The sequence below is a fragment of the Ehrlichia muris AS145 genome, from assembly GCF_000508225.1.
Classification (GTDB): Bacteria; Pseudomonadota; Alphaproteobacteria; order Rickettsiales; family Anaplasmataceae; genus Ehrlichia; species Ehrlichia muris.
Map to the genome: position 1 here is coordinate 1,136,042 of NC_023063.1, position 12,000 is coordinate 1,148,041.

Below are 12,000 nucleotides of genomic sequence, written 5' to 3' on the forward strand. Positions count from 1 at the left end.
CCAACTATCACTTAAGTAATAACAACATTACAAACTAAAACCTGACAAGCAAATAACACAAAAGTCCAACAACAAGTACTTAAACTATAGGAACTAGTTTTGCTAACCTTAAATAATAATGTATATGCACATAAGTTCAGACTTCAAATACGAATACATTTTAATATAAATAATTAATTGTTTAATGCTAAGAGCTCATAGTCACTAAAAAAAAATCTTATCTCTTTCATAGCATTATCTAAACTATCTGACCCATGAACACAATTTGCATCTATATTCTCAGCAAAATCTGCTCTAATAGTTCCAGGATTTGCTTTTTTAGGATCTGTAGCACCCATAATTTCTCTATATAGGGTTATAGCATTCTCTCCTTGCAATACTTGCACTATTATTGGACCAGATACCATAAAATCAATTAACGGTACAAAAAAATGCTGAGATTTATGTATTGCATAGAATTCTTCAGCTTGATAACGTGTTAGTGAGCACATCTTTTGCACAATTATTTTAAGTCCTGAATTTTCTATATAAGAATTAACCTGCCCAGTAATCCTACGCTTTACCACATCTGGTTTTAATATAGATAAAGTTCTTTCTAACAAAATATACCCCCTTAACCCGGACAAACTAAATTCAATGTTTAATATAAATTGTCAACCCAATCAAGTTAAAAAGCAAATAAATTATATCTTATATTTCATAAACATAGTACGTTATTTCTGCGTATTATATAATTAGTATACTATTTCAGCAAATTAGATGTCATATATCCATTAAATAACTATTGCATTCACTTTATGCATGATTTATCTTACATGTGCCGCTTTATTATAGGGAAATAATATGTCTACACATGCGAAAAACAAAATAAATAAAACAGAATGTACCGATGAAATAAAAGCACATGATTCTTTGATTGGTGGATTACTCGACAAAAACATACAGAAAAACAAATTTATAAGTAAAGGGATAAGACTTGATGTAAACGATAATTATAGTTCTAAAAATTTCAAAAAAGAAGAAATAGAATCCAAAAAAGACTTAAAAAATTGTATAAAAGCTAGACCTCATCCTGTTGATGAGTGTGTCGGAAAAGAAATAAAAAGACAACGTATCATGAGAGGCATGAGTCAAAATCAGCTTGCAACCAAATTAGGAATTACTTTTCAACAAGTACAAAAATACGAGAAAGGGACAAATCGCATAGTTATTAGCAGGCTATACCAACTTGCAACTGTGCTTAATGTTGAAGTAAGAGATATAATGTTAAAATTACAAGAAGATCTAAAAAATATTGCATGTGATCACACTGTTGCATGTACATCTATACTTAGAGATAATGAAGAAAAATTCATACCAGAATTTCACGATAACAAGATAGATAGTAAAGAAGTTTTGATGATGGTAAGAGCATATACTTGTATAAAAAATGAAAAAGTACGTAACATAATTTATAATCTGGTTAAGGCATTATCCTTAGACAATAAACAATAAGTTATTGTACAATTACCTTAATAATACAGAGTATGTTAAGAAATTGAATAAATAACAATAAAAAGCCTTTATAGTTATGTTATGGTCACTGCAATGGTTTATATATTATCTAATGCATAATTTAAAATGCATTAGCAAGTATTTTTATAATGCTAACACAAGGTAAATAAGTCATGCACTATTGTATACATTAACAAAGATTTATTTGTATATTGTTGAAGTATTATTTTTGACTTGAAACGTGATTTTGATTAGTATGAAATTATTATATTATTTGGATAATATTTATGATTAGGTTCTCAGCTGCAGGGATTATATTTTCTCTTATAACATTATTTGCATGTAATGGATCTGCATCACCAATGCCTATTGATTTTTCTAACGAGAGTGAGATGTCTGGTTTTTATGCAAGCGGACATTACAATATAGATTTTCCTAAGTTTAGTACGATATCTATAAAATATAGCGCAAGTGACAATACAGAAAAAGAATTAACCTTATTTACACTAAAAGAAGACATTAACGAAGCACCAGATTTTACAAAGAAAGACAAATTCAATACTACAAAAGGCTATAACCCTGTATATAACAGAAATTATACAGGATTCTCAGGAGCCATTGGGTATTCAGGAGGAGGACTTAGAGTTGAGCTAGAAGGAGCATTTACAAAATTTGATGTTGATAAACAAAAATATACGTATCAGGACAACCACAGGTATTTCGCATTATGTAAAGGAGATACTATGGAAAATAGTACCAACGGAAATTATGTAGTAATAAAAAATGAGGGATTTAGGGTTATTTCTTTAATATTTAATGCTTGTTATGATATGATAATCAGCAATTCCTCTCTAGTACCAAGTGCTTGCATCGGTGTAGGACAAGGAATAAGCAATTTCTTAGGAGGAACAAACATTCACACACTATTCAAAGCTAAGCTGGGCTTAGGGTTTTTAATGTCAGCAAAAACTATTGTATTTGCTAATGGATATTATGTAAAAATGAAAGACAATTCTTTTACTAAGTTATCGGTTCAGTACCCTATTGAACTGAAAGATGCACCAAAACATATAGAACCTACAGCTTATTTTAAAGCAGATAATTATGGCGCTGAAATTGGCCTTAGATTTATCTTATAGCATAATTACTTATCTCTAGTATATAAAGTAAGTTTTTACATAGTAGAGCATAAATTCTTATATTCATTGTATGGCAAAGTTTTATTATGATTAATAGAAGTATGACAAACAATTATCACTCTTCCTACACAACAAACATGAAAATTAGGTATCAGGAATTATTAGCATAGGGAGATTTGTAATAACAACTTCAAGAAAAAATAATAAAACTCTATTATTAAAGGTAAAGTGTTTTATATCGGCTATCCAAAATACACAATTGCAATTTTTATAAACACTATCTTAAGCTAGTTCATTTGATACTTTAAAATCTAGTTTTTATTTGACTAAATACTTTTTATAGAATAAAACAATTACTGTGTATTACCATATTTTCACATTTATAACAAATATTTAGGTTATGTTGTAACTACAGCAATTAGTTTGGCTAAACACTCTTTTACTATATTTATTTGTTTTAATTGTAAATATGTAGCTCTTTAAGAACAATTATTAGGGTTAGATGTATGAGTGATAGGAAGTTTTTTTTGTGGGTTGTACTAATGTTGTTTATACCACATATTTCTTTGGCATTGGTTCTCAGTGATCATAATCTTACATATGTAGGTATTCAATATAAACCAGCTAGGCAACACATATCAAAACTTCTTATACAAGACAACAGTCCAGTTGATATTGTAGGAATTTTTGCTTTAAAAAAGGATTTATCAAGTGATATAATGAGTAGTATAAAGACCAACACCAATTTTACTATGAAATATAATCCACACTATGAAAACAACCTCTTGGGCTTTTCAGGTGTATTTGGATACTACTATAACAAGAACCTTAGAATAGAATCCGAAATTTCCAGTGAGGTTTTTCATTTAAAAAATGATGATTACAAAATCGCTGATCTTGAAAAGTATTTTGCTATAGCATATCACATAGACGAGAATAATCATTATCCTAAGAGCAATGAGTATGCTGTTTTAATAAATAGTGGCGTTGAAGCTACTTCAGCTTTAATTAACGTTTGTTATGATGTAGATGCTCTTAAATACAATATAACAGCATACTCATGTTTAGGGTTTGGACTAGATATAATAGATTTTTTGAATACTTATGTCACAAAATTTTCATATCAAGGAAAATTAGGAGCTAGCTATCCTATCTCTTCCAAGATCTCAATTTTCGCAGAGGGTTATTATCACGGTTTATTTGGTAAAAAATTCGAAAATATTCTAGAATATCATACATGTGACCAGCATAATGATCATCACACATTGGCAACAGCTATGTTAAGTATTAGATATTATGGTGGAAGTCTTGGAGTAAAGTTCGTATTATAAAAAATATTTTTTGACAAATTTGTATTTGTCTTTATATGTATATAAGTATAAAATAAAGTTTTAGTGTGTTTATTGCTTATTAAGTCAGTGTGTTAAAGGGTTATGCTATGAATAATAAAAAGTTAGAAGGCTATGCTTTATTGTTCATAGTATTATTTTGTTTCATTGCAAGATATAGCAATAGCTTTATAGGACGGCTGCCTAAGTTAAAGGCAAAGTGCTTTATTAATTTTTTATTGAAATATTTTCATTCTAAAAGTAATTTTCCGGTAGCAAAATCAGGAAAATTTGTTATAGATAATCTTCCACTATTTGATTGTAGTAAGATATCAAATCACTTTCATATAAATAGAAGTTTTTTCAAAATCTTTGATGTCATGAGATTGATTAATTCTAAGGTTCTCTATTTTAGTTTTCTTGCTAATGCTAGAACTACTATAAGTGTATACAATAAAATAACAGAAACCAAGTTAAAAAATTTTCCTGCGAATTGTCATGTTCTAGGTAAACACATTATTCATCTTATAACAATCAGTATTAGTGATGTTTTTATAAGGAAGATACGCTTCTATTTTTTTAGTTATAATTATTAAGGTTTTATTATGAGTTATGCAAAGGTTTTTATATTAATATGTTTAATATTTCTTTTACCTTCATTATCCTTTGCGACTATAGGTAATGATTCCTTTAAAAACAATTCAGGTTATTTTTATATAGGTGGAGAATATAAACCAGGAATTCCAAATTTTAATAGATTTTCAGTAACTAACAGTAACATAAAGGGATTGGCATCTTTAACACAAGAACATAGAAATATTTTACCTTATATGACACAAGATACTGCATTGTTTAATCTTTTAAAGGATAATAATAATTTTACCTTACCTTATGATCCTGCATACACAAAAAATTTATTGGGAGCAGGTGGAGTTGTAGGATATTCTCTGGACAATTTCAGGATAGAGCTTGAAGCTTTTTATGAGAAATTTAATATAAAAGCCCCTTCTGGATATTTTTATGATAATTTTGACGAGTATTTTGCATTGATACCGACAATAACAACGACTTATAGTAAGTGGTCAGAGCAAAGTAAACATTATTGTATGAAAAATACAGGCATTACTTTATCTCCTTTTATAGTTAACGCATGTTATGATTTTACTTTAAAGAAAGCAAGCAATATAGCTCCTTATTTATGCTTTGGAGCTGGTGGTAATTTTATTGATTTTCTAGATCAAACAAATTTCAAGTTTGCTTACCAAGCTAAGGTTGGTATTAGTTATTTTATATCCTCAAATTTAGCATTTTTCATCGATGGGTCTTTTCATGGGCATTTCGATAATCAATTTTCTGATTTATTAGTGGATTACCCTACTGATTTAAAATTTACTACTATATCAGCAAAATTTAACATTAATTTTCTTACCAGTAGTGTCGGTATCAGGTTTATTTCTTAAATAGTAGGTTGCATTTATGTGGAAGTCATACTTAAATCTTATAATATCATTATCTATATTGCTATTGCCAGGGTTTGCTTTTTCAGTATATCAAAACAACAATATAGATGGGTCTTATATAACAATAAAATATCAACCAACTGTTTCACATTTTAAGAATTTTCATATTAAGGAAACTGATTTTGATTCAGCAGAACCAGTTGGATTAAATAAGTATGTAACAAATACTGGATTTAGTGCTTTAAGTAATAATTTTAATTTTTCAATGCCTCATCAAACTGATTCTTATAAATCTTATAAAAATGATTTATTAGGATTAGGTTTGTCTATTGGATTATTAGTAAGAAATTTCAGGGTAGAATTTGAAGGCTCTTATAAAAGTTTTGATACAAAGCGTCTTGCATATTATCAAGCTAAAGAAGGACATACATACTTTGCTATACCACGTCATTTGTTATACGGTTTTATGCCTTTAAAAGAGACCACATCATCAAGTTACAGTCAGGGTTACCTTATAGCAAAAAGCAATGGTATATCTATTATATCTAATATTATAAATTTATGCCGTGAAACAAAATATAAAAGTTTTACACCCTATATATGTCTAGGTGTTGGTGGAGATTTTATAGAAATTTTTGATACTATGAGAATAAAATTTGCCTATCAAGGAAAAGTTGGTATTAGTTATCCCATTACTTCAAAGCTAGTCTTGTCTATTAATGGGCAATATCACAAAATTATAGGAGATAAATTTAAGCTTTTACCAGTCTTTCTTCCTGTATCATTAAAAAGTAGTACTGGTAATACTAATGAAGAACAGTTAAATGCTACTGCATTATTAACTCTCAATTTAGAACATTTTAGCAGTGAAATTGGGTTAAGTTTTGTATTTTAGAAAATTAAGGGAAAAATATGTATAATAAAATAAACTATATAGTAATGCATACAATAATATTAGTTATTTTATTACTACCTCTAAAGTCTTCTTCAGCATTAATAGATAATATGGACAAAGATACAAAAGCTCCTAATATATATGTTAGTAGCCAATATAAGCCTAGTATTTCTCACTTTAGGAATTTCTCAATACATGAAGCTAATTCTAAAATAAAAAATTCAGTAGAATCTGAAAAAAATACCATAATCAATCTAAGCAGCATCCTAAAGCCAAATACTCATAACACCATTCCCTATAATTTACAATTTCAAGATAACACCACTAGTTTCAGCGGAACTATTGGTTATTCTTCTAGAGGGTTAAGACTTGAAGCAGAAGGTTCTTATGAAGAATTTTATATCAAAAATTTTAATGAATCATTAATAATAAGTTCAAGTAAATATTACTCTGAGACATACAATACAAATCTTCAAAGCTTTGCTTTCACAAGAGATAACAAATTATCCATTACATCTATTATGGTTAATACTTGCTATGATATTTCAATTAGTCACACATCAGCAGTTCCATATTTATGCACAGGTATTGGTGGAGATTTTATAGGGCTCTTTAATGCAACATATTTTAAATTTGCATATCAAGGAAAGGTTGGAGTGAGTTATCTAATAAACAATAATATCCTATTATTTTCTGATGTATATTATCATAAAGTCATGGGTAATGAATTTAAAAACTTGTACATACAACATGTAGCTAATTCTAATATTTCTGAAGAAATTACACCTATATTAGCTAACCTTGATATTGGTTATTTTGGCGGTGAAATTGGAGTAAGGTTTATATTTAATTAAGTAAGGTTATATCTATGGTAAAAAAACTTAACTTTGTAAATGCAGTACTAGCGCTTTTGTTATTTCTTTTTCCGTTTCAGTCATTTACTATATCTATAGACAACAATATAATTACTCAAAAGGTTGGGTTATATATAAGTGGGCAATACAAACCAAGTGTCCCTTACTTTAAAAGTTTTTCAGTAGAAGAAAATAATAAAGTTGTAGACTTAGCAGGTCTTGACACTGGTGTTTCATATATTACAGAAGCTACATTACAGGATAATACAAAGTTTAGTATCCCTTATATTGCAAAATTTAAAAACAATTTTACAAATTTCAGTAGTGCAATTGGTTATTATTCAGGGCAAGGATTAAGATTAGAATTGGAAGGTTCTTACGGAAATTTTGACGTTGTAAATTGTAAAAATTGCACAGTAAAAGATGCTGGTAGATATTTTGCTTTAGTACGCGAAAAAGAGACTAATCAATTTTATCCGAAAGCACATACTAATAATGGTAGTCCAAAAACATCTTATTATACTTTTATGAAAAATAATGGAATATCTATTGCATCGGTTATGATGAATAGTTGTTATGATTTTTCTTTTAATAATTTAAAGATATTACCTTATGTATGTGTGGGTATTGGTGGAGATTTCATTGAATTTTTTGAAGCAACATATATTAAGTTTGCTTGTCAAGGCAAAATTGGCATTAACTATACAATATCTCCTTCTATCAGTATTTTTACTGATGGTTACTATCATAAGGTTATAAATAATCAGTTTAAAAATTTACATGTTAAGTATCCACATACACTTAAAGACTCACCTAAAATTACTTTTGCAACAGCTAAACTCAATATTGGGTATTTGGGTGGTGAAATTGGAATGAGGTTTATATTTTAAAATAATTAAGCAAAGGAATTTTTATGAATAACAAAAACTTTATTATAATAGGGACAGTATTTGCATCTTTATTGTCATTTTTATCTATTGAATCCTTCTCAGCTGTAAACCATAATATAGACAACAATATTAATGGTATATATGTTTCAGGACAATATAGACCAGGAATTTCTCATTTTACTAATTTTGCAGTCAAAGAAACCAATAATGATACCAAGCAATTAGTGAGATATAAAAAAGATGTAGCTTCTATTGCTCTTGAAACTAATACAAATTTTCAAGATTCATATACTGTAAAATTTCAAGATAATGTTGCAGGCTTCAGTGGAGCTATTGGATATTCTTATCCAGATGGACTAAGATTTGAAATCGAAAGCTCTTATGAGAAATTTGATGTTAAAGATCCTAAAGATTATTCGTTAAAGGATGCTTTTAGGTTTTTCGCTTTAGCACGTACTCTCAACAACAATAACCCCAGCACTGGTGAATACACAGTTATGAAAAACAATGGTATGTCTATTACATCAATTATGATTAATGGCTGTTATAATCTATCTTTCAATAATTTAATTGTATCACCTTACATATGTGCAGGTATCGGTGAGGATTTTATTGAATTCTTTGATACTTTGCACATTAAGTTTGCTTATCAAGGTAAGCTAGGTATCGATTATTACTTATCCTCTAAAATTAACATATTTGCCAATGGGTATTATCATAAAGTTATAGGAAATAAATTTAAAAATTTAAATGTTAATCATGTTGTTGCACTTACTAAATTCCCCAAAATGACTTCTGCAGTAGCTACACTCAATGCTGCTTATTTAGGTGGTGAAGTCGGAGTAAGGTTTATATTTTAATAATATAACAAGGTAATCTTGCTATGATACATAAGGAAAAATTTATTACAGTAAGGTATGTTTTAATACTTTTGTTATTTGTTTTTTATATTTACATTTTTCTAATGCTTGTGAGTATGAGCAGCAGCATTAAAAATTTTATTATACATACTATCGGGTTTTATAAAGTTAACATCTTTAATGCTAACACAAAAAAATTAACAAATGCTGAAGATGTTATTGTTAGCTTTAATAATACTAAGTTGTCCATAGGTAGTAAATCTCTAACATTTCATCAAAGATTACAAGTTTTTTATAGGGTATTTCTCTGTATTAAAGGTCCTTATGGTATCATAGATGCTTTATATATGATTCTTATTTATCAATATAAGTTAGAAATTGATAGTAGCCATCTTATAAATCAATATAACAAAAACACTCTAGTAATAACATCTATACCTAGTATTAGAGGTTTCGGTGATAGAGCTCGAGTAAGAAATATATTAAATAACAAGGAAAGTTCTTATGAGTAGTAAAAAAATGTTTTCTATAATAAGGTTAGCATTAGTATGTCTAGTGTCATATTTACCTATCCAATCTTTTTCAGAATCAAATAATATTTCTGAGAATATTAAACATACTGGATTATATGTTAGTGGACAATATAAACCTACTGTTTCTCATTTTAGTAATTTTTCAGTTAAAGAAACTTATACCGACACTAAAAAGTTACTTGGATTACAAAAAAACGCTGATTCAATCACAAGCGATATAAAAACAAATACAAAATTTGATATTCCTTATAATGCCAAATTCAAAGATAATGCTATTAGCTTTAGTGGGGCTGTCGGGTATATTGCTCAAGAAGGACCAAGAATTGAAATAGAAGGATCTTATGAGGAATTTGATATTAAAGATTCTGGCAATTATACAATAAATGAAGCAGCTAAGTACATTGCTTTAGCAAGGGCAATAGCCAATGGCCAAAATTATCCTGACACAGGCAAATACGTTGTTATAAGAAATAACGGTTTATCTGTCGCGTCTATTATAATTAATGGTTGTTATGACTTCTCTCTAAATAACTTCAAGATATCACCTTACATATGTGCAGGGTTTGGTGGGGATATTATAGAATTTTTTAGTGCTGTACGTTTTAAATTTGCTTATCAAGGAAAGTTAGGCATTAGTTATCCGTTATCTTCTAATGTTATTTTATTCGCTGATGGATATTATCATAAGGTAATAGGCAACCAATTTAAAAATTTAAATGTTCAGCATGTTGTAAATCTTACTGAAGCACCTAAGGCCACTTCTGCAGTTGCTACTCTTAATATTGAGTATTTTGGCAGTGAATTTGGGTTAAAGTTTATATTTTAAGGAGTTTTATGAATAAAAAACAATTTATTACAATAGGGACAACTTTAGCTTACCTATTGCTGTTGCCTAGTATATCTTTTTCAGAAGTTAACAATAATGTTACTAGTCAACCTTCTGGATTATATATAAGCGGGCAGTATAAACCAGGAATTTCTCATTTTAACAAATTTTCAGTTAAAGAAACTTATCATGATACGGCTCAATTAATAGGGTTAAAACATCAGGCTGTCTCTATTAATGAATTTAACACTAATACAGATTTTAATGTTCCTTATAAAGTGACATTTCAAAATAATATAACTAGTTTTAGTGGAGCAATCGGTTATTCTGACTCTACAGGTCCGAGATTTGAGCTTGAAGGTTCTTACGAGAAATTTGATGTTACAGATCCTGGAGATTGTGTAGTAAAAGACACTTATAGATATTTTGCATTAGCCAGAGAAGTTACAAATAATAATCCTAGCACTGAAAAATTCACTGTTATGAAGAATGACGGCGTATCTATTGCTTCTGTTATGTTTAATGGCTGCTATGATGTTTCTTTAAAAGATTTAGAAATATCACCTTATGTATGCGCCGGCATCGGTGGAGATTTTATAGAGTTTTTTGATGCATTGCATATCAAATTAGCATATCAAGGTAAGTTAGGTCTTAATTATTATTTATCTACTAGAACAAGTTTATTTATTGACGGATATTATCACAAAGTTATAGGCAATCAGTTTCATAACCTAAATGTCCGACATGTAGTTGATCTATCTACAGATCCTAAACCTGTATATGCAGTAGCTACACTTAACATTGGTTATTTTGGTGGCGAAATTGGAGTTAGACTCACATTTTAAAGGAATATTATGAGTAACAAAAAAAGCTTTTTTACAATAGGTGTATCATTCATAGCAAATTTATTATTGCTATCTAATGCATTTTCTACAGAAAATACAAGTAATTACACTTATTTCAAACCTAGATTATATATCGGAGGGCAATACAGACCAGCAGTTTCTCATTTTAGTGAATTCTCAGTTAAGGACACAAATTTCAATACTGTTCGATTAGTGGGATTAAAAAAAGACATTAGTGCTGTCAATAGCACTAATATTGCTAGTCATACAAATTTTGATTTTCCTTACATTGCAGAATTTCAGGATAATGCTATTAGTTTTAGTGGAACTATAGGATATTCATATTCTAAAGAATTAAGAATTGAAGTAGAAGCTTCTCATGAAGAATTTGACGTTAAAAATCCTGAAGGATCTGTTGTAGATACATACAGGTATTTTGCTCTAGCACGTGCTGTGACCAACAACAATCCTCAGACTGGAAAATTTACTGTAATGAAAAACGATGGGCTGTCAATTTCATCTGTTATGCTAAATGTCTGTTATGACTTTGAGCCAGATGGTATACTAGTAACGCCTTATATATGCGCAGGAATAGGAGGAGACTTTATAGAGTTTTTCAATGACTTACACGTTAAGCTTGCTTACCAAGGTAAAATGGGTCTCAGTTATTCAATATCCCCTGAAGTTAGTTTATTTCTTGATGGATATTATCATAAAGTAATCGATAGCAAATTCAAGAATTTACATGTTCAACATGTAGCTGATCTTACTGATGCACCTAAATTTACATCTGCAGTTGCTACACTCAATATCGGATACTTTGGTGGCGAGGTTGGAGTAAGGTTTACATTTTAATTATAATTAAATACGGGAATT

Annotated in this window: 14 protein-coding genes; 13 read left to right on the forward strand and 1 reads right to left on the reverse strand. The window is 29.0% G+C overall.

The features are described 5' to 3' along the window. Positions 1 to 173 precede the first annotated feature (173 nt). A complete protein-coding gene (ndk, locus tag MR76_RS04320) occupies positions 174 to 602 on the reverse strand; it encodes a nucleoside-diphosphate kinase (protein ID WP_081712330.1) in 429 nt (142 codons plus the stop codon). Positions 603 to 843: 241 nt separating this feature from the next. Here ndk and MR76_RS04325 point away from each other — a divergent pair, with 241 nt between their 5' ends. The 13 genes from MR76_RS04325 to MR76_RS04385 all read left to right on the forward strand — a co-directional run bounded on the left by MR76_RS04325 (position 844) and on the right by MR76_RS04385 (position 11,979). Then, positions 844 to 1,494 carry a helix-turn-helix domain-containing protein gene (locus MR76_RS04325; protein WP_024072484.1) on the forward strand — a complete coding sequence of 217 codons (651 nt, stop codon included), beginning with the start codon at positions 844 to 846 and terminating at the stop codon, positions 1,492 to 1,494. Between the two features lie 287 nt (positions 1,495 to 1,781). Beyond that, positions 1,782 to 2,633 carry a P44/Msp2 family outer membrane protein gene (locus MR76_RS04330; protein ID WP_044171531.1) on the forward strand — a complete coding sequence of 284 codons (852 nt, stop codon included), beginning with the start codon at positions 1,782 to 1,784 and terminating at the stop codon, positions 2,631 to 2,633. A 506-nt stretch (positions 2,634 to 3,139) separates the two neighbouring features. Then, on the forward strand, positions 3,140 to 3,964 hold the full coding sequence (locus MR76_RS04335; RefSeq protein ID WP_024072485.1) for a P44/Msp2 family outer membrane protein: 825 nt from the start codon (positions 3,140 to 3,142) through the stop codon (positions 3,962 to 3,964). A gap of 107 nt (positions 3,965 to 4,071) precedes the next feature. After that, positions 4,072 to 4,557, forward strand: coding sequence for a hypothetical protein (locus tag MR76_RS04340; RefSeq protein ID WP_144445942.1), 486 nt, complete (start codon positions 4,072 to 4,074; stop codon positions 4,555 to 4,557). Between the two features lie 9 nt (positions 4,558 to 4,566). Beyond that, entirely contained in the window at positions 4,567 to 5,421 is an 855-nt protein-coding gene (locus MR76_RS04345) for a P44/Msp2 family outer membrane protein (RefSeq protein ID WP_024072487.1), read from the forward strand. Positions 5,422 to 5,437: 16 nt separating this feature from the next. Beyond that, a complete protein-coding gene (locus MR76_RS04350; protein ID WP_024072488.1) occupies positions 5,438 to 6,316 on the forward strand; it encodes a P44/Msp2 family outer membrane protein in 879 nt (292 codons plus the stop codon). Between the two features lie 17 nt (positions 6,317 to 6,333). Continuing rightward, positions 6,334 to 7,170, forward strand: a complete 837-nt coding sequence (locus MR76_RS04355) for a P44/Msp2 family outer membrane protein (protein ID WP_024072489.1) — start codon at positions 6,334 to 6,336, stop codon at positions 7,168 to 7,170. A 14-nt stretch (positions 7,171 to 7,184) separates the two neighbouring features. Further along, positions 7,185 to 8,060, forward strand: coding sequence for a P44/Msp2 family outer membrane protein (locus MR76_RS04360; protein WP_024072490.1), 876 nt, complete (start codon positions 7,185 to 7,187; stop codon positions 8,058 to 8,060). A 23-nt stretch (positions 8,061 to 8,083) separates the two neighbouring features. Continuing rightward, positions 8,084 to 8,920 carry a P44/Msp2 family outer membrane protein gene (locus MR76_RS04365; RefSeq protein WP_024072491.1) on the forward strand — a complete coding sequence of 279 codons (837 nt, stop codon included), beginning with the start codon at positions 8,084 to 8,086 and terminating at the stop codon, positions 8,918 to 8,920. A gap of 23 nt (positions 8,921 to 8,943) precedes the next feature. Further along, entirely contained in the window at positions 8,944 to 9,432 is a 489-nt protein-coding gene (locus MR76_RS04370) for a hypothetical protein (protein ID WP_024072492.1), read from the forward strand. Then, positions 9,425 to 10,279, forward strand: a complete 855-nt coding sequence (locus tag MR76_RS04375; protein ID WP_024072493.1) for a P44/Msp2 family outer membrane protein — start codon at positions 9,425 to 9,427, stop codon at positions 10,277 to 10,279. Before MR76_RS04370 ends, MR76_RS04375 begins: the two co-directional genes overlap by 8 nt. 8 nt (positions 10,280 to 10,287) lie before the next feature. Continuing rightward, positions 10,288 to 11,124, forward strand: a complete 837-nt coding sequence (locus tag MR76_RS04380; protein ID WP_024072494.1) for a P44/Msp2 family outer membrane protein — start codon at positions 10,288 to 10,290, stop codon at positions 11,122 to 11,124. A 9-nt stretch (positions 11,125 to 11,133) separates the two neighbouring features. Then, positions 11,134 to 11,979, forward strand: a complete 846-nt coding sequence (locus tag MR76_RS04385) for a P44/Msp2 family outer membrane protein (protein ID WP_024072495.1) — start codon at positions 11,134 to 11,136, stop codon at positions 11,977 to 11,979. Positions 11,980 to 12,000 lie beyond the last annotated feature (21 nt).